18 protein-coding genes are annotated in these 22,732 nt (G+C 69.9%); 13 read left to right on the plus strand and 5 right to left on the minus strand.

Annotated features, from left to right (window positions below; genetic code table 11):
- Positions 1-19: 19 nt before the first annotated feature.
- Complete coding sequence (locus AB0H76_RS10770; protein ID WP_357320762.1) at positions 20-1,327, plus strand: lipase family protein; 1,308 nt, start codon at positions 20-22, stop codon at positions 1,325-1,327.
- On the opposite strand, the gene AB0H76_RS10775 is transcribed toward AB0H76_RS10770, so the two are convergent.
- From AB0H76_RS10775 to AB0H76_RS10795, 5 genes are all read right to left on the minus strand, one after another.
- Positions 1,273-2,673: an FAD-dependent oxidoreductase gene (locus tag AB0H76_RS10775; protein ID WP_357320765.1), complete on the minus strand. Its 1,401-nt coding sequence runs from the start codon at positions 2,671-2,673 to the stop codon at positions 1,273-1,275. The genes AB0H76_RS10770 and AB0H76_RS10775 overlap by 55 nt on opposite strands.
- Before the next feature lie 95 nt (positions 2,674-2,768).
- Positions 2,769-3,854, minus strand: a complete 1,086-nt coding sequence (locus AB0H76_RS10780; RefSeq protein WP_357326076.1) for a TIGR03857 family LLM class F420-dependent oxidoreductase — start codon at positions 3,852-3,854, stop codon at positions 2,769-2,771.
- A gap of 37 nt (positions 3,855-3,891) precedes the next feature.
- Positions 3,892-5,016, minus strand: a complete 1,125-nt coding sequence (locus AB0H76_RS10785) for a phosphotransferase family protein (protein ID WP_357320768.1) — start codon at positions 5,014-5,016, stop codon at positions 3,892-3,894.
- A gap of 89 nt (positions 5,017-5,105) precedes the next feature.
- Positions 5,106-5,696 carry a TetR/AcrR family transcriptional regulator gene (locus AB0H76_RS10790; protein WP_357326079.1) on the minus strand — a complete coding sequence of 197 codons (591 nt, stop codon included), beginning with the start codon at positions 5,694-5,696 and terminating at the stop codon, positions 5,106-5,108.
- Positions 5,620-6,957: an MFS transporter gene (locus AB0H76_RS10795; RefSeq protein ID WP_357320770.1), complete on the minus strand. Its 1,338-nt coding sequence runs from the start codon at positions 6,955-6,957 to the stop codon at positions 5,620-5,622. Before AB0H76_RS10795 ends, AB0H76_RS10790 begins: the two co-directional genes overlap by 77 nt.
- 88 nt (positions 6,958-7,045) lie before the next feature.
- On the opposite strand from AB0H76_RS10795, the gene AB0H76_RS10800 reads away from it, so the two are divergent.
- From AB0H76_RS10800 to AB0H76_RS10855, 12 genes are all read left to right on the plus strand, one after another.
- Complete coding sequence (locus AB0H76_RS10800) at positions 7,046-7,483, plus strand: helix-turn-helix domain-containing protein (RefSeq protein WP_357320773.1); 438 nt, start codon at positions 7,046-7,048, stop codon at positions 7,481-7,483.
- Between the two features lie 53 nt (positions 7,484-7,536).
- The gene (locus tag AB0H76_RS10805; protein WP_357320776.1) at positions 7,537-8,280 is read left to right on the plus strand and encodes an alpha/beta fold hydrolase; all 744 of its coding nucleotides are present in this window, start codon (positions 7,537-7,539) and stop codon (positions 8,278-8,280) included.
- Between the two features lie 91 nt (positions 8,281-8,371).
- Complete coding sequence (locus AB0H76_RS10810; protein ID WP_357320779.1) at positions 8,372-9,637, plus strand: helix-turn-helix domain-containing protein; 1,266 nt, start codon at positions 8,372-8,374, stop codon at positions 9,635-9,637.
- 148 nt (positions 9,638-9,785) lie between these two features.
- Positions 9,786-11,102 (plus strand): MFS transporter, encoded by a 1,317-nt coding sequence (locus tag AB0H76_RS10815; RefSeq protein WP_357320780.1) that lies wholly within the window; start codon positions 9,786-9,788, stop codon positions 11,100-11,102.
- Positions 11,095-12,579 carry an AMP-binding protein gene (locus tag AB0H76_RS10820; protein ID WP_357320783.1) on the plus strand — a complete coding sequence of 495 codons (1,485 nt, stop codon included), beginning with the start codon at positions 11,095-11,097 and terminating at the stop codon, positions 12,577-12,579. The genes AB0H76_RS10815 and AB0H76_RS10820 overlap by 8 nt, the downstream gene beginning before the upstream one ends.
- A 29-nt stretch (positions 12,580-12,608) precedes the next feature.
- Complete coding sequence (locus AB0H76_RS10825) at positions 12,609-13,517, plus strand: alpha/beta hydrolase (RefSeq protein WP_357320786.1); 909 nt, start codon at positions 12,609-12,611, stop codon at positions 13,515-13,517.
- A gap of 5 nt (positions 13,518-13,522) precedes the next feature.
- Positions 13,523-14,809 (plus strand): lipase family protein, encoded by a 1,287-nt coding sequence (locus AB0H76_RS10830; RefSeq protein ID WP_357320789.1) that lies wholly within the window; start codon positions 13,523-13,525, stop codon positions 14,807-14,809.
- A 265-nt stretch (positions 14,810-15,074) separates the two neighbouring features.
- Positions 15,075-17,744: an aminotransferase class III-fold pyridoxal phosphate-dependent enzyme gene (locus AB0H76_RS10835; RefSeq protein ID WP_357320792.1), complete on the plus strand. Its 2,670-nt coding sequence runs from the start codon at positions 15,075-15,077 to the stop codon at positions 17,742-17,744.
- Positions 17,745-17,746: 2 nt separating this feature from the next.
- On the plus strand, positions 17,747-20,083 hold the full coding sequence (locus AB0H76_RS10840; RefSeq protein WP_357320794.1) for an MMPL family transporter: 2,337 nt from the start codon (positions 17,747-17,749) through the stop codon (positions 20,081-20,083).
- Positions 20,083-21,300: a saccharopine dehydrogenase NADP-binding domain-containing protein gene (locus AB0H76_RS10845; protein WP_357320797.1), complete on the plus strand. Its 1,218-nt coding sequence runs from the start codon at positions 20,083-20,085 to the stop codon at positions 21,298-21,300. Before AB0H76_RS10840 ends, AB0H76_RS10845 begins: the two co-directional genes overlap by 1 nt.
- A 103-nt stretch (positions 21,301-21,403) precedes the next feature.
- Positions 21,404-22,054 (plus strand): 3,4-dihydroxy-2-butanone-4-phosphate synthase, encoded by a 651-nt coding sequence (ribB, locus tag AB0H76_RS10850; RefSeq protein WP_357320799.1) that lies wholly within the window; start codon positions 21,404-21,406, stop codon positions 22,052-22,054.
- A complete protein-coding gene (locus AB0H76_RS10855; RefSeq protein WP_357320802.1) occupies positions 22,051-22,728 on the plus strand; it encodes an HAD family phosphatase in 678 nt (225 codons plus the stop codon). The genes ribB and AB0H76_RS10855 overlap by 4 nt, the downstream gene beginning before the upstream one ends.
- Positions 22,729-22,732: the final 4 nt, after the last annotated feature.

The raw sequence follows: 22,732 nt of genomic DNA on the forward strand, positions 1-22,732 counted from the left end.
GAATACCTGGAGAAACCTCATGCCTGCACCCCGCCTACGTCGCCGGGCCGTCGTCACCGCCTTCGCCTGCCTCGCGGCGGCGACCGGAATCGCCACCGGCGCAACCGATGCCGCCGCCGACCCGGTCAGCGCGTTCTACTACCCGCCCGCCGATTTCGCCGCCACGCCGGGATCGATCATCAAGACCCAGCCGGCGTCGATCTTCGCGACCCCGCCCGGTGAGCGCGGCCAGTGGCCGGTGCCCGGGCAGCTCGTCATGTACACCTCACAGCTGCAAGATGGTTCGCCGACGGCGGTGACGGGCGCTTTCGTCGCGGGCACCCGCCCGTGGCAGGGCGGGGGCGAGCGCCCGACCATCGTGATCGCACCCGGCACCACCGGTCAGGGCGACCAGTGCGCCGCGTCGGTCGCCGTGTCGACCGGTTTCGTGGTCGACCTCGACCGGCGCTCGATCTCGCCGAACCAGGAGGCGGTGGCGCTGGCGGCGTGGAGTGCCCTGGGCGCCAACGTTTTCCTGACCGACTACATCGGCCTGGGCACCCCGGGCATCCACACCTACGTCAACCGGGTGGAATCCGCGCACGCGGTCCTCGACGCCGCCCGGGCCGCCGCGAACCTGGCGGGCACGGGAACCGCTACGCCGCTGGCGTTCTGGGGCTACTCCCAGGGCGGCGGCGCGACCGCCGCCGCGGCCGAACTGCAGCCGGAGTACGCCCCGGAGCTGAATCTCAAGGGCGTGTGGGCGGGCGCCCCGCCCGCCGACCTCACCGCGGTGATCGGCCAGATCGACAGCGGCAACCTCATCGGCGGTGCGATCGGGTTCGCCCTCAACGGATTCCGGGCCCGCTATCCCGCGCTGTCGGCCGAAGTGGACCGGCGCACCACTCCGGAGGGCCGCGCGACCTTGGACACCCTGGCCGGCGAGTGCATCGGCGATGTCATTCTGCGCCAGCCGTTCCTGCGGTCGACCGCGCTCACCGTCGACGGGCGACCGCTCCCGGACCATCTGCGCGAAGTCCCCGAGTCGGCGGCGATTCTCGACGCCCAGCGCATCGGCCTGCGCGCCCCGGCGGTCCCGGTCCTGGTGACCAGCGGCGTCAACGACGACACCATCCCCTACGGCCAGGTGCGACGGATGGCCGAGGACTGGTGCGGTCGCGGCGCGACCGTCACCTTCCGGACCAACCACCTCCCGCCGATCCTGCCCGGGGCCACCATTCCCAACCATTTCGGTCCCGAGCTGATCGACGGCTTCCTCGACAACGTGATTCCCTACCTGCTGGATCGGCTCGCCGGAAAGCCCGTCACCGGCTGCACTTTCGACTGACCGACCCGGGTGATCTCCCGGGCGACGCGATGGCCGGATTCGGCGGCGCCGTCCATGTATCCCGCCCAGCGGGTGGCGGTTTCGGTGCCGGCCCAGTGCAGTGGGCCGATCGGCGCGCGCAGGGCCGGCCCGAAGCGGGTCAGGGTGCCGGGGGTGGTGAACGCGCCGTAGCAGCCGCGGCTGAATTCCTCTTCGGCCCAGTCGCGTTCGATGTAGGCGATCGGCTTGCGGGCTGGTGGCCCGAAATAGCCGGCCAGGTCGTCGAGTACCCGCGCGCGTCGTTCAGGCAGGTCCATGCGGGCCCCGATGTCGGCGTGGCGTCCTTCGAGGAACCCGACGAGCACACCCGGGGCTCCTTCGGGCGGGGTGTTGTCGAACACCGTGCCCAGGGGCCGCCGATCGCTGTTGGCCTGCCCACTCAAACCCGCACCGCGCCAGAACGGTTCGTCGTAGGCGACATTGATCTTGATGACCCGCCCCATCGGCATGCGCTGCACGAGCTGGTCGCGGTCACCGGGCAGGCCGGGTGTGCAGCGGATACGCGCCGCCAGCGGGGGCGGCACGGCGATCACCGCACGGCGGGCGCGCACCGTGGTCGCGCCCGCGGTGACTCGCACACCCGCGTCGTCCCAGGCGATTTCGGTGACCGGGGCCCCGAGCGTCACCCGGTCGCCGAGTTCGGCGGCCAGCGCCAGCGCCAGGGATTGGGAACCGCCGACGATGCGGTCCTGCTGGGCTCCGCCCGCGGTGTTGATCAAGGCGTCGAGTCCGCCCGCGGCGCCGACGTAGTGCGCGACCCACAGGGCCGAGAGGTCCTCCGGCTCCGCGGAGAACACGGCCTCGATGATCACCCGGAAGAACGAGCGGCCGCCGCCGGTGTGCCCGGCGCGGGCCAGCCAGGTGGCGAAGGTCTGGGCGTCCAGCACATCGGCCCGGTCCGCCAGCCACGGGTCGGTGGCCGCGACCCGGCGGCCGATCCGGTCCAGGCGCCATTGCAGCTGGGCGATGTCGGCCAGGGCCAGCGGCGGCAACTTGGGAATCCGGCCGCGGTATTCCGAACGGCGCGTGCCTATTTCGGCGATATGACGGCCCGCCACATGGGTGGGGAACGTCGTCAGGCCGAGCTCGTCCAGCAGCGCGAGCACATGATCCTGGCCCGGCCCGACCCATTGCCCGCCCACCTCGATGGGCGCGCCCCCGGGGAGTTCGTCGTTCAGCAAGCGCCCGCCGACCCGCTCGCGCGCTTCCAGCACCGCGACCTCGACGCCGGCGCGGACCAGATCCCGGGCGGCGACCAGGCCGGCGACGCCGGCGCCGACAACGACGACTTCCGCCGAGATTGTCATCCCTGCCTGCTTTCATACATCGCGTATCCGAATACGGACTGCATGTGAGTTTCCCAGGCCAACGCGAGCTCGTGCCCGGATTGGCAATCCCTTGATCAGCGGAACTTTCCGGGGTTGGCCGCCACCGCCCGGCGCAGTGCGGGGCGGTTGGCGCGATAGGCGTCCACCACCGAGGACAGTTCGTGCGGGCTCGCGCCGTGCATGATCACCGAGTGGCAGCCGAGATCGAGTTCGCGCGAGATCTTGCGCACGCACTGCTCGGGTGTCCCGTACGCGGCCGAGGCGAGCCACTCGTCCGGGATGAGATCGTCGAATTGTTCGAGCACCTCGACGGAGGCGGAGGCATCGATCGGCCCGGCCGCGGCGGCGTCGAGAAACAGCTGGGAGCCGCGGATACGTTCCCAGACCTGCGGATCCCAGCCGTTGGCGGTGATCAGCACATCGGCGTAGGCCTGTAGGTAGGTCACCAGACGACCGGTTCTGCGGCGCAGCTGATCTTCCGCGGAGAGCGCGTCGCTCGCGGTCGCCAGGCAGGACCAGATCCGGACGCTGTCCGGGTCCTTGCCGGCGCGTTCGGCCCCGCGGCGCACCGCCGCAACGGATTTCGTGGTCGCCTCGTCGGAGAAGAAGGTGTGCAGGATGACGAAATCGCCGATCTCGCCCGCGAGTTCGAGCGTTTTCGGGCCGACCGCGACGAAGCCGATCGGCGGTGCGTCCGCCAGCCCGTTCTGGTGGTACAGCACCGGCCAGGAACCCGCGGGACCGTCGTGATCGATGATGGTCTCCCCGGCCCAGAGCCGGCGCAGAATGCCGACGAAGTCGCGCAGCTGGGCCTCGGTCACGGCGGGCAGGCCGATCGCCTTCCAATTGGCCGCCATGCCACGGCCGAACGCCATCGCGTACCGGCCCTCGGTCATGGCTTGCATCGTCGAACCCATGGTGGCCGTGACCATCGGGTGCCGGGTGTGGTGATTCGTCGCGGCCGCCGCGATCCCCAAATCCGTGGTGCACCCGGCGACGCCGCCGGACAGCACCGCGGAATCCTTGACCGTCATGCGCTCGCCGATCATGCATGAGCCCAGGCCGATCTCCTCGGCGGTGCGGGCTTCGGGGACCAGCACGCGGGCATCGGCGGGGTGCCGCGTGACGCAGTAGTAGGCCAGTTCGTTCAGTTGCTCGATCACGAGAGTTCTTCTCCTCGAAGGGGTTCGGTGTGGTTTAGGCGCCGATCTCGGCGAGCAGCGTCTCGACGAGCGGCTTGTGATGGAAGAGGATCTCGATGTCGTCGGGGCGCGCCATCTCCCCGAAGTGGACCTGCCGGCCGCCGGAGCGCATGAAGACGATGCAATAGTTGAGCGCGGAGAACAGCGTGTACCAGGTCAGGTCGCCGACCTGCGTGCCCGAGTACGCGGCGTAGGCGGTCTTCGCGTCCTCCTCGCGCAGGAAGTCCGGCAGGCCGGGCAGGCCGTAGGTGTTGGCGATCGTCTGGAAGACGCGGTGCGCGAACACCAGCCAGGCCAGGTCGAGTTCGCGGGGCCCGATGGTGGCCAGTTCCCAGTCGAGCACTCCGACGGGCCGGAAGTCGCGGTACATGCAGTTGCCGATGCGGGCGTCACCCCACGACAGCACGGTCTCGCCGCTCGACTGGTCGGGCAGATTCGCGGTGAGCCACACCAGGATTCGCTCCGCCAGCGGTGAGCGTCCGCTGTCCCGCGCCGCGAACTCGTACCACGAGCGGGCGCGCTCGAGGGTGCGCTCCAGCGGGTTCGAACCCGGGTGCCGGGGATCCAGGAAGCCGAAGGTGGCCGCCGCGTCGGGGATGGCGTGCAACTGCGCCAGCGCTTCGATCGTGCTGTCCTGCAAGCGATGTCGCTGCTCGGGTGTGGCGTCGAAGAGCCAGTTGTCGCCGAAGGTGTAGGGCATGACGTCGGGCGGGACCGAGCCGTCGATGCGGTCCATCAGCAGGAAGGGGGTGCCGAGCACCTCGCCGGTCGGTTCGAGGAATCGCACCCGGGGGACCGGGACGTCGCTGGTCTCGGCCACGAGCCGCATGGCGTCGAATTGTGCCGGCAGGTCATAGGTTTCGAGGATCGGGAAGTCGCCCGGGGCGGGCGTCATCCGGCCGATCAGGCCGACGGTCTGCGCGCCGCCGTCTGCGGTCCAGGTCAGATCCAGCACCAGGGTCTCCGCCGACATGCCGTTGCTGTCGATGCCGGACCGCAGGGCGACGCTCGGTTCCGCGCCGTCCGGTAGCCGGGCTCTCAGCCATTCGGTGAGACGCGGCATCAGCGTGCTGGTGTCGCGGCTGCTGCGCTGTAGTCGCATGGATTCGGGCTGAGACATCGGTCACTCCTGACAACTGTGCGAAAGCTGCGGGTAACCATCGGCCGTCGCGCCGCCGATTGTCAACAAGGGTTCTCAATGAATGAGAGTTACTCCAGGTAAGCCGTGGTCGCGTCGATCAGCCCGCCGAGCGCGTCGGCCAGATCGGCCGCGGAGGTCAGGCGGCGCTCGTTATTGATGCCGCGTATGGCCGGCGGGATCAGGCACCGCGTCCGCCGCACCTTCGCCGGATCGAGGGGCAGATCCGCCAGCGAGTATTCGAAGGCCCGGAGCCAGGCGTCCTCGTATCCCGCCATGGCCGCCGAGGTGCGCGGGAACAGCGCGAGGCGGTCGTCCCGATCGTGGGGCAGACCGGCGCGCAGCGTCTCGACCGCGCGGCCCTCGGGTGTCCCGAGGATGGTCCAGATGGCGTCCACCATCGCCCGCACCCGCTCCCGGACCGGGCCGCTGAACACCGGCCAGTTGTCCGGGCTGTTCGCGCCGCTGCGCTCGGTCAGCTCGATCAGCACCGCGGCCCACAACCCGTCCAGATCGCCGAACTGATGCTTCAGCGTGCCCCAGCTGACCCCGGCCGACCGCGCCACCCGGTTCGCCGACAGCGGTTCACCGGACCCCGCCGCGAGGCACTCGATGGCGATATCGAGCAGCCGCTGCCGAGTTTCGCGGCCCCGCCGGTTCAGTCGAGTTCCGGCCGCGGACTGCGTGGCCGGGCTGGCTCCGGGCATCCTTACCTCCATTCCGCGCATTCGGAAGCCTCGCATATCCGGGGCCGCCGGAGCGCGCCCGGACTCGGTCCAGTCCCCACACCGCGAGCGCGGCTAGGGCGTAGCCGGCCCCGGCCCAGCAGGAACCCGGCCAGCCCCGGGCGCTGTAGGCCCAGGCGGTGGTGAGCGCGCCCGCCGCGGAGCCGAGCGAGTAGAACGCCATGTAGGCGCCGATGACGCTGCCGGCGCGCCGCGGCTGCGCCGCGGTCAGCAGGTGCTGGCTGCTGACGTGCACCGCCTGGACGGCGAAGTCGAGCAGGACGATGCCGGCGATGAGCGACCACAGGCTCGGCTCGGTCCGGGCGATGAGCAGCCACGAGACGCTGAGCAGTACCAACGCGTAACCGGTGATCGCCTGTGCCCGACCGGAATCGGCCCACCGCCCGGCCCGGGCGGCCCCCAGCGCACCGGCCAGGCCCGCCAAGCCGAACAGGCCGATCTGGGTGGCGCCGAAGCTCCAGGGTTCGGCGGCCAACGGCAGGGCGAGCCCGCTCCACAGCGTGCCGAAGGAGGCGAAGAGGAAGAAGGAGATCAGCCCGCGGGTGCGGAACAGGCGATCCGTGCGCGCCAGCCGGCCCATCGAGGCCAGCACCTGGATATAGCGTGCGCCGGGAGTTCTCGGGTCCGGGTCGAGGGTTCGGTGCACGAGCGCGGCGAGTACGAGGCAGAGCACGGCGAGTACCGCGTACCCGGCCCGCCAGCCGACGGAGTCACCCAGGACGCCCGCGAGAATCCGCACCCCGAGGATGCCGAGCACCACGCCGGAGGTGACCGCGCCGATGGCCCGCCCGCGCTCCTCGGCCGCCGAACGCGCGGCCACATAGGCGACAGTCACCTGAACCACCACCGCGAACAAGCCCGCGACCGCGAGCCCGAACACGGCGACGACTCCGTTCGGCGCGACGGCGGTGAGGGCGGCACCGAGGGCGGTCAGCGCCAGATATCCGGTGATGAGCCGCCGGCGATCCAGCACGTCCGCGAGCGGGACCAGCAGGACGAGCCCGGCGAAATAGCCGATCTGCCCGGCGGCGACCAGCGTGCCCAGTGCCGCGCGCACCAAGCCCAATTCGGCCCCCGCCGCGGTCAGCACGGGCTGGATCGCGTAGATCGTCGACACCGCCACCGCGCACACCAGCGTCAGCAGCCCTCGCTGCGACCGCGTAACTCCCGTCGTCACAACACCTCCCGAAATTGGTAGCAAAACGAAACCATTTTGAACCGTAGGGCATAATGGTTTCAAATCGCAACCGATTGGAGGAAGTTCGATGACCACGGATCAGCAGTGGACCGACCCGACCTGTCCCGTCGCGCGCGCGGTCGACCTGGTGGGGGACCGCTGGAGTCTGCTGATCGTGCGCGACGCCATGGAGGGGCCCGCGGCCTTCACCGAATTCCAGCGCCGCCTCGGTATCGCCAGAAACATCCTCACCGACCGGCTGCGCACGCTCGTCGACCACGGCATCCTCACCACGGCTCCGGTCCCCGGCGGCAAACGTCACCGTTACGAGCTCACCGAGGCGGGCCAGGACCTGTTCACCCTCGTGGTGAGCCTGCGCCAATGGGGCGAACGGCACGCCTTCGCCGCCGGCGAACCGCATTCGACCCTTGTCGACCGCGACGACGTCCCGCTCGCCCGGTTGCGTCCGGAGAACCGGCGGGGTACGCCGGTGACCGCGGTCACCACCCGGGTGCGCAGGGTCTAACCTGTTGCGGCGCATCGGAAATACCGGGCGAGCGAGAGCGTGAGGAGTTCGACATGATCCGGGTCGACGGTGTGGCCGAGACCGTGACGCGTGCGGCGTGTGCGCTCGGAGTGCTCGTGGGAATGGCCGCGGTGCCCGCGACCGCGGCCGCCGAGCCCGCCGCGAACCCGGTGCTGATCGTGCACGGATGGACCGCGCAGGGGGCGATACCGCTGGACCCGGACTGGTCCGACGCTCTGCGGTCGGCCTTGGCGGACGAGGGCCACCCGGTCTACGTCGTCGATCTTCCCGGGGAGTCGAATATCCCCAACGCGGAGGCGATTTCGCGGACCGCGCGCCGGGCCTCGGGCGAGCACGGCGGCGCGAAGGTCGACGTGGTCGGCCACAGCATGGGCGGGCTCTCCGCCCGCTACTTCGTCAAGCATCTCGGCGGCTACGAGGTGACCGCGCACTACGTCTCCGTCGGCACCGGCCAGTACGGGTGGTACCCGACCTGCGTCCTCCCGCTCACCGCCGGCGGCGAAATGTGCCCCACGAGCGCGTTTCTCGCCGCGCTCAACGACGGTCGCGACACTCCCGGCGCGGTCTCCTACACCACGCTGCGCACCATCGCCGACGACTCGTCCATTTTCCACTCGCCGCTGGACAACCGCCCCCTGCGCGGCCGCTCCTGCGTGGCGACCGGCATCGACGGCGGCCCGCACGCCGACGAGCTGACCAACCCCACCGTGATCGCCGCGATCCTGGAAGCCCTCGGCGACCGCTGCCCGGGCGCGATCGTCGAGCACCCGGCCTGACGATCTTGCCCGGCTCCGGCCGCCGGTCGGCCTATGCTGGGGCGCTCATCAGGCGAAAGAGGTCAACCGTGACACTGTCCAGCGACATCGCATGACCGAAGGCGAGGCCCTCGGCCCGGCCGTGATCGACGAGCGACTGGCCACCGTCTGCGAAGACCTGAGCGCCCGCCTGGACGAGCTGTCCGGCGAGATCGCGGACAAGCTGCGCGAGCAGGAGCCGGTCTACGCGACCCTGATCACGCGCGCCGAACTCGTCGCCGCGGTGCACGCCAACATCGAGGTCATCGTCGAGAGCGTGCAGCTGAACCGGGTCCAGTCGCTGTCGGGGCCGCGCAATACCGGCCGGCGGCGCGCCGAGCAGGGCGTGCCGCTCGAGATCGTGCTCTCGGGTTACCGGCTCGGCGTGATGCACCTGTGGCAGGAACTCGTGGACGGCTGCGAGGAACTGGACCGGGCGCTGCCCGATCCGGACCGGCCGGCCCGGGCCAGCCGCGCGCTGCTCGGGTCGGCCTCGATGCTGTGGACCGCGTTCGACATGCACGCGCACGCACTGGCCGCGACCTATCACGAATTCGCGACCGAGCGGTTCCAGCGCGACGATCGCCGCCGCCAATCGCTGTTGACGATGCTCTTCAGCGGGGAGCCCGGTCCCGAGCAGACCCTCGTCGACGTGGCCACCCTGCTGGGCATCCCGTCCGGTGGACCGTTCGTGGCGCTGGTGACCGATCCGCTCGCGCTCGGCGCGGAAACATCGCGCACCGCGCTCAACGCGGTTGCCCTGCACGCGGTCTGGAAGTCGAGTCCGCGCTTCGAGCTGGGCCTGGTCACGATGCACCGGCCCGAGGATCTCGACCGCCTCACCCAGCAGCTGACCCGGCTCGGGCTGGGCCGGGTGGGGATCAGCCGCCCGTTCGCCCGGCTGAGCACCATCCCGGCCGCCGTCGCGCAGGCACAGCTGGCGCGCGACGCCGGGCGCGCGGGCGATCAGGTGGTGACCGGCTTCGACGAGGCGCAGGTCGCCGGGCTCATCATCAGCTCGCCCGACCTGGCGGCGGGCATCGCGCAGCACGTCTTCGGTCCGCTGCGCGAGATGCCGGAGGCCGAACAGGATGTCCTGATCCACACCCTGCGGACGTGGTTCCTCAGCGCCGGCTCGACCGAGGCGGTCGCCGAAGCGCTGCACTGCCACCCCAATACCGTCCGCTACCGGCTCAACAAGCTGATGACCCTGCTGGGCCGCGACCTGAAATCGCCACTGGACATCGTGGATCTGTATCTCGCGTCCGAGGCCCGGCGCCTGCAACCGTCGCGCCCGGCCCCGGCCCCGGCGAAAGCCCGGCCCCGGCGAAACACCTAGGGGTTGTTCCGGGCCACAAAAAGTACGTCGAACGGTTGGTTTTCATTGCTCGTCCGATCCGCGCGGTGGGACTGTCGCACGGCCGATGTGACCTCGGTCTCGCAAGTCTCAGCTCCGGCTGACGAGTGTTCTGGAGAACCAACCCGCAATGACCGCAGATTCTGCTCCCGTCGCCGAGCCCGGCGCGCTCCCGGCCGCCACCCCGCTGGACCGGACGCGAGCGCGCCGCGCCGCCCTGGCCGGCGGCGTCGGCACGGTGATCGAGTACTACGACTACTCGCTGTACGGCTTTCTGGCGGCGACGATCGCCCCGCTGTTCTTCCCCAATTCCGATCCGACGGCGGCGATGATGTCGGCGCTGCTGTTGTTCGCCACCGGGTTTCTGCTGCGGCCGTTCGGCGGGTTGATCTTCGGGCAGATCGGTGACCGCTACGGGCGCAAACGCGCCCTGCTCGCGACCCTGCTGACCATGGGGCTGGCGAGTACCGCCGTCGGTCTCGTGCCCACCTACGAGAGTCTCGGCGTGTGGGCGACCGCGTTGCTGGTGGTGTTCCGCGGGATCCAGGGCGTCTCCGCGGGCGGCGAGCTCGGCGGATCCATGACATTCATCGCCGAATCGACCCACCCCGGTAAGCGCGGTGCTTACGGCGCGGCCTCCACGATCGGCATCATGGTGGGCTTCGCCTCCGCCGGCGCGGTGGTCGGGTTGTTCTCGTGGCTGCTGCCCACGGCGCAGTTCGCCTCCTGGGGCTGGCGGGTGCCGTTCCTGCTCACGCTGCCGCTGTGCCTGTTCTGCCTGTGGCTGCGCAACCGGTCGGAAGAGACTCTCACCCAGAGCGAGCACCCGCGGATCTGGACCGCCCTGCGCGGCCTACTGGCCGAGGACACCCGGGCCCTGACCCTGGCCACCTTCGCCAGTATCGCGGTGAACGGCACGAGCTACATCGGGCTGGGCTACCTGAGCGTGCACCTGATCAAGGTTCTCGAATTGCCGCCCACGGCCGTGTATTGGATCGCGGTCGTGGCCATCCTGTCCTCGGGCGGCGCGGCGTACGTCGCCGGACGGTGCGCCGACCGGTTCGGGCTCATGCGGGTCACCCTGATCGGCATGGTGGCCTTCGCCGCCCTGGCGATTCCCGCGTTCGCCCTGATGACCTCGGGCCATCTCGCCGCGGTGCTGGTGGCCTACACGGCGCTGATGTGCGCCGCCACCGTCGCGGCCGCCCCGGTGCTGGCGGCGGTGCCGCTGCTGTTCCTCCCGCAGCACCGATACACCGGCACCGCCCTGGCCTGGAACCAGGGCGCGGTCACCGCCGGAGCGAGCACGCCGGTCATCGCCTTCTGGCTGGTCGACCGCCTGTCCTCGCCGATCGCGCCGGCCGCCGTCTGCCTGCTCGCCGCCGCCCTGGGCATCGTGATCACCTTCCCCATCCGCCGACACCTGGAGCGTCGAAACCATGCCTGAGCACACCGCCGCCACGCCCGGTCGCACACCGATCGGCGCCGCTTTCGCGGAACTCGCGCGGCAAGCGCCGGACCGGGCCGCCCTCACCGTCGCCGGCACGGTGCTGACCCGCGCGGAGCTGGAAGCCCGCACCAACCGGCTGGCCCGGGCCTATCAGCGGCTCGGCGTCGGCGAGGGATCGTTCGTCACGATCGCCCTGCCGACGGGCGCGGAGTTCCTCGAAGCGGTGCTCGCCGTGTGGAAGGCCGGTGCGACCCCGCAGCCGGTCTCGCACCGGATGCCGCGCCGTGAGCTCGAGGCGATCATCACCCTCGCCGACCCGGACCTGGTTGTCGGGCTGCTCGATATCGCCGACAGGCCCTGTGTGCCAGTGGGTTTCACGCCCGCGCCGGAGCTCTCCGACGGCCCGCTGCCCGATGCGATCGCGCCCTGGCTGAAAGCGCCGACCTCCGGCGGCAGCACCGGACGGCCGAAACTCATCGTCTCCACCGAACCGGCCACCGCCGAAGCGCTCACCGCGTTCGGCGAGCTGGTGCGGATTCCCGCGCACGGCGTGCTGCTCTCCACCGGCCCGCTCTCCCACAACGGTCCGCTGTTCACCACTGCCGCAGCGCTTCTCGCGGGTTGCCACGTAGTGGTCCTGCCGAGGTTCGACGCGGCCGAGGCGCTCGACGCGATCGGGCGGCACGGGGTCGAGTGGATGTACTCGGTGCCGACCATGCTCAATCGCATTGCCGCGCTGCCGGAATCGGTCCGGGCCGGCGCCGACCTGTCGAGTCTGCGCACGGTGATCACCATGGCGGCGAGCTGCCCGCAGGCGCTGCGCGAATTCTGCCTGGGGTACTTCGGTCCCGCGGTGATGCTCGAGCTCTACGCCGCCACCGAGGCGCACGCGATCGTGCTGGCCGACGGTCACGACTGGCGCGAGCGGCCCGGCTCGGTCGGGCGCCCGGTCGTGGGCGAGATCGAGGTGCGTGGCCCGGACGGTTCGGTCCTGGGCCCCGGCGCGATCGGTGAATTGTGGATGCGGCGCAGCGCGGGCCAGGCCGGCCCCTACCGGTACGTCGGCGCCACCGCGCAGCGCGCGGCCGACGGCTGGGAAACCGTCGGCGACCTCGGATGTTTCGACGAGGACGGGTATCTCTACCTGGCCGACCGCAAGACCGACATGATCATCGTCGGCGGCCTGAACGTCTACCCGGCCGAGGTCGAGGGCGCGCTGGAGGAACATCCCGCCGTGACCGCCGCCTGCGTGGTCGGTCTGCCCGACAACGACTACGGGCAGACCATTCACGCCGTGCTCAATGTCAGCGCCCCCGTCACCGACGGTGAGCTGATCGCGCATCTGCGGGAACGGGTTGTGCCCTACAAACTTCCGCACTCCATCGAACATGTCAGCGGCGCGCTGCGCGACGAGGCGGGCAAGACCCGCCGCGGCCGGGTGCGCGAGCAAGCGCTCGCGCGCATCGGCCGCTGAACGACACCGACTCCTACCGAAGGACAATCATGAGCGAAACACTGCACGTCGAGGTCGAGCCGGACGTGACCATCCATGTCGACCGCTGGGCGGCCCGGCTGCCCGGCGCGCCCACGGTGCTTGCCCTGCACGGCTTCTCGGGCAATGGCGCGATCTTCGCCGGTTTGGCGAAGGCCTTCGACGGTGCCGTCGAAGTGCTCGCCATCGACTGCCGGGGCCGGGGCCGGTCCTCGAAACCCGCCGATCCGGCGCGGTACGGCATGCGCCGCCACGCGGACGACGCCGCCGCGGTGTTGCGCGCTCTCGATCGCACCGATGTGGTGGTCGTCGGCACCTCGATGGGCGCGTGGATTTCGACGCAGCTCGCCGCGCGTCATCCGGACCTGGTCCGGGCCGCGATACTGCTGGATGGCGGCTACTTCGCGCTGCTCCCGGCCGGCACCGACCCGGTCGCCTGGGCCAATCAGGTGCTGCTCGGCGCGATCGACCGCATGGACATGGTCATTCCCGATCTCGACCTGGCGGTGGCCGCGCTGCGGGTGGCCCCGGGCATCGGGACCATCTGGGATGCCGACATCGAGCGCTCCCTGCGCGCCGATTTCGAGGAGGTCGACGGCGGCGTGCGCGGGCGCCTGCGCCCGGTCGCGGCCATCGCCGACGCCCGGTCCTATCACGACCCGGTCGAGGACCCCTATCTCCGCCGCGACATCGCACGCATCACCTGCCCGGTGCACCTGGTCACCGCGCCGGAGGGGCTGCCCATCACCGCCGAAACGTCTTCGCCGCCGATCATGCCCGCCGAGACCGTCGCCGAGTTCCAGCGCGCGCTGCCCCAGCTGACCGTCGAAATGGCGCCGGACACCAATCATTTCACCGTCTGTCTCGGACCCGTCGCCAACGCGCTCGTCGTCGCGGCCACCCGGGAAGTGCTGAAGTAGCCATGGTGCATCGTCACAGTCGCCGTTGCACGGCCCGCTTCGTCGCCCTCACGTTCTCGGTATCGCTGACCACGGCCCTGGCCTGCCTCGTCCCGGCGGCGGCGGATCCCGCACCCGTCGCGCGGATCACCCCCGCGCCGACGGCGGATCAACTCGATCCCTTCTACGCCGCCCCGCCGGGTTTCGAGCGCGCCGAACCAGGCACGGTATTGCGGACCCGGCAGGTCACGCTCCTGCCGGTAACCACGTTGGCGCGGCACCGATCCTGGCAACTGCTGTATCGGACCACCACCGCCGATGGCGCGCCGATGGTGACGGTGACCACCGTCGTCGCGCCGCTCGGCGCCGCCGCCGGTCTGCTGAGTTATCAGTTCCCCGAGGACGCCTCGGCCGCGCACTGCGCACCCTCCCAGGCGATGACGACGCTGAGCAGCGCCGCGAATACCGCCAGTGCCGTCGTGTCGGAGATCCCCGGCGTGCGGGACGCGCTGCTCGGTGGCTTCGCGGTGTCGATCCCCGACTACCAGGGCCCCGACAGTCGCTACGGCGCGCCCCGCCAGCCCGGCTACGCGATCCTCGACGGTCTGCGCGCGGCAAGGGATTCCGGTGTTCCGGGGCTGCCCGCCGACCCGCCGACGGCGCTGTGGGGCTACTCCGGCGGTTCGCTCGCCACCGGCTGGGCGGCCCAGCTCGCGGCCGCCTACGCACCGGAGCTGAAGATCACCGGTAGCGCGGTCGGCGGGTTCTTCACCGAATTCCGATCGGCGCTGCGCGCGGTCAACGCGAGCCGATCGGCGGGCTTGATCCCCGCGATCCTGCCCGGCTTGCTTCGTGGCGCACCCGCTGTCGCAACGGAATTCGGCAGGGTGCTGACCCCGGAGGGTGCGGCGTTGCTGAGCGCGGCCGGGCAACGGTGTGCCGCCGAGAACGTCGTCGCGCATCTGGACTTCGATCTGAGCGAGCACCTGTCGCTGCCGTTCGACAGCTTCCTGGCCACGCCGTCGGCCGAGTCCGCCTTCGCCACTGTCGATCTCGGCGGCACGACGCCGTCCGCGCCCCTGTTCGTCTACCACGCTATCCACGACGAGCTGATCCCGATCGCCTCGACCGACGCGATCGTCGACCGCTACTGCGCGGACGGCGCGGATATCACCTATCTGCGCGGCGCGACGACCGATCATCTGTCGATGAGCCTGCGGGGTGCGCCGACCGCATTCGCCTGGCTCCAGCGCAGACTCGCGGGCGATCCGGTGACTCCGGGATGCAGTACCCAGCAGGACCCGGCCCTCTGACCGATCGGCAGATCCACCTGTGACCTCTCCCACTCGCATTGAATGTAACCTTGGGTAACACGCAGTTGATATGCCAGACTCCGAAGTGCGCCCGGACTCCAGTGTAGGAGCCGGGTGCTGGGACCGAATTGGCAAGGGCGCCAAAGGGTTACCGTGATCCGCGGCCGCGTGGCCGCGGCATTCATGTTCGTGGATCGGGAATTCGAGCGCTGGTACGGGGGAGTCGTCGTACCAGGCTCAGTTCCGCATGCCCTGAGGAGAGGTAATGACCGCTGTTCTGGATGGCATCACGTCTGCTGATTCGAGGAAGAAGACGAGCTCGCCCGCTCGGGAAGTCGCCCGCCTGGCGACCTGGCTCCCGTACTACGGGACCCGCGGCTACCGGCAATTCCGCCGCAGCGGCGACAAGGCGGTCGTGACATCGAACCTCCGCGAGTTCCTGGTGCGGATGGGCCCGATGTACACCAAGGCCGGACAGATTCTGGGTACCCAGACCGGCCTGTTCGACAGCGACGCCATCACCGAGTTCCGCGCGCTGTTCGCCGACATGCCCGCCATGTCACCGGCCGAGACCGGTGTTCTGTTGCTGGACAAGGGATCCGCCGAGCTGAACCGGCGGCTGGTCGAGTTCGACGCCACCGCCATCGCGGCGGGCACGGTGGCCCAGGTGCACCGGGCCCGGCTCGACACCGGTGAGCTCGTCGCGGTGAAGATCGTGAAATCCGGTGTCCGGGAGCGCCTGGTCGCCAGCACCACGGCCACCACGGCCATGCTGTCCACGGTGCAGAAGCTGTTCCCGCCGGCCCGGTCCTACGACGCGGTCAGCCATTTCGCCGAACTGCGCCCGTTCCTGGTCGACCAGTGCGACATGCGCATCGAGGCGCAGCGCCAGGGCCGGGTCCGGGAGAATTTTCGCGCGCACCCCTTCGTGCGGGTGCCGCAGGTGTATCCGGAATTGTGCACCGAAGACGTCCTGGTCATGGAGTTCATCGACGACGCCATTCCCGGCACCGAATTCGAGAAGTGCACCTATCCGCGCGGCGAACTCGCCCGCCGGATGCAGGACATCATCTACACGATGGCGTTCTTCCACGGCGAATTCCACGTCGACCCGCATCCGGGCAACATGATGGTGACCAATGACGGCCAGATCGTCATGCTGGACTACGGCTTGGTCGGCACGCTGTCCGAGGACAGCAAGTGGAATCTGGCGGCCTTCTACTACGCCTGCATCCATCAGGAATGGGACAAGGCGGTCGAACGATTCGTCGAGGCGTTCACCGTGCCGCCGGAGGATTCGACCGGCTTCCCGGAGCACCGCCGTCGCCAGTTGACCGCGGTGCTGCGCTACCACTTCGAAGAGAAGACCGAATCGTGGTCGACGATGGGCTTCTTCGACGACGCGACGAAGGTCCTGCGCGCGGCGAATTGGCGCCTCACCACGGAGTTCACCCTGCTCGGGCTCGCCTTCCTGACCGGCGAGGGCTTCGTCAGCGCGGTCGATCCCGAGATCGACGTCTGGGAGAACGCGCGCAAGTTCACCGATCGCTTCTCGCCGTTCATGAGCTCGGACCTCAAGCAACTCTTCGATACCGAGATCGCGGGCCATATGCCCAAGGCGATGGCGATCAAGAACGACGACGACCGCGCCCTGATCGCGCAGATCCATATGGACCGGTACATGCTGCCGAGCGAGTACCCGCTGATCGTGGATACCGCCGAGGGCAGCCGGTTCACCGACATCGACGGCAACAGCTACATCGACCTGTCGAGCGGCTTCGGACCGCACATTCTGGGCTACCGTCCGAAGGCGGTCGTCGAGGCGATCGAGGACGCCGTGCGCAAGGGCGCGGTGAACGCGATCGGCAACCGGGCGGAATTGGATCTCGCCTCGATCATCTCCGAGGCGTTCGGCGGTGACCGCAACGTGGTCTTCACCAATTCAGGTACCGAGTCGGTGCTCACCGCCTCCCGGATCGCGCGGGCCTACACCGGCAAGGACGTGGTCGCCAAGTTCGAGGGCCACTATCACGGGTGGTCCGATCAGGGCATGGTCTCGTCCTGGTTCCGCTACAGCGGTGATCCGAAAGAGCCGGTGCCGGTAAGCAATTCGGCCGGCGCCCAGCGCGGCGTCGTCGAGAACACCCTGGTCCTGCAATACGGCGCGGATTATTCGATCGACCGGATCCGCAAGCACGCCGCGACGCTGGCCGCGGTCGTCGTCGAGCCGATGCCCTCGATGAACCTCGACTACGACCCGGAGTTCCTGCGCAAGCTCCGGGCCGTGTGCGACGAGTGCGACGTGGTGCTGATCTTCGACGAGGTCGTCAGCGGCTTCCGGGTCACTTACGGTGGCGTGCAGACGCTTTCGGGTGTCGAACCGGACCTGACCTGCCTGGGCAAGATCGTCGGCGGCGGGCTGCCCGGCGGTGCGGTCGTCGGCAACGGCCGGGTCATGCAGACGGCGCGCACGACCAACGACCCGTTCGAGGATTTCGCGACGCGGGCGTTCTGCGGTGGCACCACCAGCGGCAATTCGGTGTCGACGGCGGCGGGTGCGGCGGTGCTCACCCAGCTGCGGGACAACCCGGATATCTACCGCGAACTCGACGCCAAAACCGATTACCTGCGGGCGAATTTGCAGCGGATCGCCGACGAGGAAGCGGTGGGCGCCCAGGTCCGGGGCAAGCACACCGTGTTCAGCATCGGATTCGAGTATTCGAAGCCGGCGCTGGCCCGGGATCAGGCCGCCGGCAGCCACATCAAAGCCATGCTGGCCCTGGCCTATTACATGCGCCTGAACGGGGTGTATCTGCCCGAGCTGCATACGATCATGCTCGGCGACGCGCATTCCTATGAGGATCTCGATGCCGTGGCGGACGCGTTCCGCAAGAGTATCCGGGAGATGAAGCAGCAGAATTTCTTCGCGTTCTGATGATGACAATTGTGGAGACGCAGTCGCGTCCGAGTGCGCCCACCGGTGGAGGTCGCGGCCCACGCCGCGGCCTCGCCGCCGGATGGGCTCGACAGTGCTATCGGGTCCGCTGGGCGATGCTGGGGTGCTGGGCCGTTCTCGCGGTCGTCGGCGGGATCCAATTCACCGCCCTGGAAAGCCATCTCAGCCTGCCCGACTATTCGATCTCCGATTCGGAGTCGGCGGCGACGACGCAGGTGCTCGCGGAGCGGTTTCCGCGGGTGGGCGCCGAGCAGGTCGCCATCGTGGTGAGCGCGGCCGAGGGCCGGTCGGTGGAGGCATCGGTACGGCCGATCGTCCAAGCGCTGCAGGGGATTCCGGATATCGGCGACATCATCGATCCGACCACCGCGCAGGTCGGTCAGCAGCTGGCCACCGCCGATCGGCGCACGGCGATGATTCTGGTCGCACTGCGCGGTGCGGTGGCGGACCGGGACCTGCTCACCGACCGGATCGAAGCGACGGTGGCGGACCTGCGCCTGCCACCGGGTGTCACCGCCGACCTGACCGGCGAGACGCCGTTGAACAAGGCGCTGGCCGACGTCGAGCGTGAGGATCAGACCCGCGCCGAGGCGATCGGCCTGACCCTGGCGATCCTGCTGCTGGTCTGGGGGTTGCGCTCGCTGCTCGCTTCCGCGCTGGCGGTCGGCTCGGCCGTGCTCGGTGTCGCGCTGAGCAGTTGTGCCATCGCCGTGGTCTCGGAGTCGGTCGGCATGTCGCAATTCGCGCTGGTGGTCGCGACGATCATCGGGCTCGGCGTCGGCATCGACTACGCGCTGTTCATCATCAGCAGGTTCCGCGAGGAACTGGAGGAGCGCGGATCCGACGAGGACACGGTCGTCGTCGCGCTGTCGCGGGCGCTGCGGACGTCGGGGCACACCGTGATCATTTCGGGTGTGATCGTGATGGTGTCGCTGTGCTCGATCATGATCATCGACGGTCCGGTCTTCCGCGAAATAGCCATTGCCGCAGGGCTTGTCGTGCTGTGCTCGATGTTCGCCGCGGTCACCGCGCTGCCGGCCGCGCTGGCGGTGCTGGCCGGGCGGCTCGGACCGCGGACCACCGCCGCCGAGGCCGCGGCTCCGGCGGATGGCCGGTGGTATCGATGGGTCGGGCTGGTGCAGCGCCGGCCCGCGCTGTGCGGCATTCCGGTGTTCCTGGTGCTGATCGTGCTGGCGTTGCCGGTGACCGGCATGCGCCTGGGTCTGGACCTGGGCATCAAGACGCTGGCGGAGACGCCCGCGGGTCGCGGCTACGAGAACGCGGCGACCGCGTTCGGCGGTTCGGCCGTCGCCCCGATCTACCTCACGGCGTGTGCGGGGGAGGGGCGAACCCTGACCAACGAGGCGGCCGCCGGAGTCCGCGGGTATCTCGACGGTCTGCGCGGCAGCGCCGGTGTGCGGTCGGTGGCCTCGGTGTTCGACGCGTCGACCGCCGACTTCGAGACCGTGACCAGGGGGCCGATCGGCCGCGCCGTCAGCGGCTCGCTGGTCGATGACGCGGCCCAGCCGCGCTGCCTGCTCGCCCTGGTCCAGCCGTCCGCTCCGGTCGACGCACCGGAGACGGGGGTGCTGGTCCGCGAGTTGCGGGACGGTGCGCGGACACTGCCGGGGATCGAGGTCTCGGTGGGTGGAATGTCGGCGCAGTACCGGGATCTGGCGGACGAGACGGCGCGGATGTTCCCGCTCGTCGTGCTGCTGGTGCTCGTGGTCTCGCTGATCTATCTGGTGCTGACCCTGCGCAGTGTCGTCATCCCGATCAAGGCCATCGCGCTGAACGCGCTGGCCACCGCCGCCGCGCTGGGAGCCACCATCGCGGTCTTCCAATACGGTTACGGTGAAGCGCTTTTCGACTTCACCGGGGTCGGCAGCATCCAGGCCTTCCTGCCGGTCGCGATGTTCGCGGTGCTGTTCGGGTTGTCGATGGACTACGAGGTGTTCATGGTCCGCCGGATCCGCGAGGAGTATCTGCTCTGCGGTGACACGGCCGAGGCGGTGCGCCGCGCGATGGCCAAGGTCGCGCCGCAGATCACCGTCGCCGGCCTGATCATGATCGCGGTCTTCGGGTCGCTGGTGGTCGCCGACGTGCTCGAGCTCAAGCAGATCGGCTTCGGTCTGGCCGTCGCCATCGCGATCGACATCTCGCTGATCCGATTGATCATGGTTCCGGTGCTGATGTCGCTGGCCGACCGGCTGAATTGGTGGTTCCCCGGTGCGCGGCAGCCGGAATCGAAACAGTCCACGGATGCGGACCGCGGCACGCCGGTGCCCGGTAGCGTCGTGGCGGAAGGGAGTCGTTGATGCGGGTACTGGTGCTGGGCGGGGCGGGCGAAATCGGCCGGGCGGCAGCGAGATTGCTGGCCGCCGCGCCGGAGGTCGAACAGTTGGTGATCGCTGACCTGTCCGAGGCGGCGGCGACAGCGGTCGCCGCCGAGCTCGGTTCCGTCGCCGTCGCACGGCAGATCGACGTGGCCGACCAGGAGCGGCTGGTCGCGCTGGCGCGGGAGTCCGATGTGGTGGTCAATACGGTCGGGCCGTATTTCCGCTTCGGGCCGGGGATCCTGTCGGCGGTGATCGAAGCCGGGCGCAACTACATCGACGTCTGCGACGATCCGGCGCCCACCGCCACGATGCTGGAGATGCACGATCGAGCGGTGGCCGCCGGGGTGACCGCGGTGCTCGGGATGGGCGCCAGCCCCGGTGTGGCCAATCTGCTTGCCCGGCAGGCTGTTTCCGGGCTGGATCAGGTCGAATCGGTGGTCACCGGCTGGAATCTGCTGATGGCGCAGCCGCAGGAGCGGTCGTGGCGGCCGAGCGCGGCGATCGTGCACGGCATCGAGCAGGTGAGCACGCCGATTCCGGTGATCCGCGGCGGTGCGCAGGTCCGCGAGAAACCGTTGCGGGAGACCACGATCGACTACCCGGGCATCGGTCCGGGCATCGGATGGACCTTCGGTCATCCCGAGCCGGTGACCCTGGCCCGGACGTACCCGCAGATCGTGGAGTGCGTGAACGTCGCGGTCGCACCGCGCTATGTCATCGCGCCGCTGGCCGCCCTCGGCTCGTCGGTGCGCATCGGCCTGCTCTCGCGGGAGCGGGCCGCGACGGTGGCCGCGGTGGTGGAGAACGTGCTGCCGAGTTCCCCGCTCGCCGCGCTCGACAACTCCGCCCTGCCACCGCTTTTCGCGTTGGCCACCGGCACACTCGGCGGCGATCGAGCGGCGATCGGGTGTGCGCTGGGCCAGTTCCCGGGCTTGACGATGGCCGAGGCGACCGGCATCCCGCTCGCAGTGGGCACCCTGCTGAATCCGGACCGTCCCGGTGTGCACCCGCCGGAGGCGGTCTTCGAGCCCGCCGTGTTCTTCCAGCGCCTGGCCCCCTACTGCCTGGGCAATCCACGGCCCGAGTCGATGGTGGTGGTGACCAACAGTCAGTGGTCCGCGGCGGTGAACGCGGCGGCTCTGGACAGCGGTTCGCTGGTCACGGCGTTGCTCCGGTCGCGTATCCGCCCTGCCTAGCGTCTATCGCGGGACTGTGTAGGGCGGATCCGGCGATCTCGGTTCGGGTTAGCGTCTGCTCGGTGTGTGGTTCCATCCCCGAGGCAGGACGGAGTCCTGAACAATGACCGTTTCCACTGGCACGCAGTCCCGCGCGGTCGTCTTCGACGAGCTCGACCACGCGGTGCGCGAGATCGCCGCGGGCCGAGCCGTCATCGTGGTCGACGACGAACAGCGCGAGAACGAGGGCGACCTGATCATGGCCGCCGAGTTCGCCACGGCCGAGGCGCTCGGGTTCTTCATCCGATTCACCGGCGGCGTGGTGTGTGCGCCGATGCCGGCCGAACGCGCGGACCTGCTGGGCCTGCCGTTGATGACCGCGGTGAAAGAGGACGAGAAGGAGACCGCGTTCACGGTGACCGTCGACGTGGTCGCCGGCGTGGTGTCCGGTATCAGCGCCGCCGACCGGGCCACGACCATGCGGGCCCTGGCCGACCCGGCGACGTGCGCGGGGGATCTCCAGCGCCCCGGGCACGTCTTCCCGCTGCGGGCGCACCCCGGCGGCTTGGCGGCCCGGCAGGGTCACACCGAGGCGGGCGTGGAGTTGATGCGGCTGGCGGGATTGTCGCCGGTGGCCGTGATCAGCGAGGTCTGCCACGACGACGGATCGGTGATGCGCCTGGCCGCGCTGCGCGCCTTCGCCGACGCGCACGGGCTCGCGCTGATCTCCATCGATCAGCTGATCGCGCGGCGCGCGGCGACCGTTCCGGCGTGAGCGCGCGGATCGAAGCGGTCCTGTTCGACCTGGACGGGACCTTGGCCGCGACCATGGAACCGTGGGACCGCTGCTGGGTCGACTTCGCCGCCCGCCACGGCCACGCCTGGAGCGACGAGGACCGCCGACGCACCCACGGCCACGGTGACTGGGCCCGGTATCTCGCCGAGGTATGCGGGGCCGAGTCGGTCGATCGAGTCGTCGCCGAGTGCGTCGAGGAGATGATCGGGCAGGTCCGGGCGGGTCGGGTCGAGTTGCTGCCGGGTGTCCCCGCGCTGCTCGACGCGGCCGCGGCCCGAGTGCCGACCGGTGTGGTGTCGGCCTCGCCGCGCCGGTTCGTCGACGCCACCCTCGACCATTTCGACCTGCGCCGCCCGCTCCGGGTGGTCGTCGCGCGCGAGGACCTGGTGGCGACGAAACCGCACCCCGCACCCTGGCTGCACGCGGCGGCGACCCTGGGTGTGGACCCGCGATCCTGTGTGGCGGTGGAGGATTCGGCCGCGGGCATCCGCTCCGCGCACGCGGCGGGGATGACCGTGCTGGCGATCCCCAGCTGGGCGCCGACGCTGTGCCCCAGCGAGGTGGAACTCGCCAGCTACTCGGCGGTCGACGCCTGCCAGGCCCTGGCATGGTTGCGCGAGATGCTCGCCGAAACGGTGCCGATCGGCCGGTGATCGG

It is taken from the genome of Nocardia sp. NPDC050712 (assembly GCF_040654295.1).
In the GTDB taxonomy this organism is placed as follows: Bacteria; Actinomycetota; Actinomycetes; order Mycobacteriales; family Mycobacteriaceae; genus Nocardia.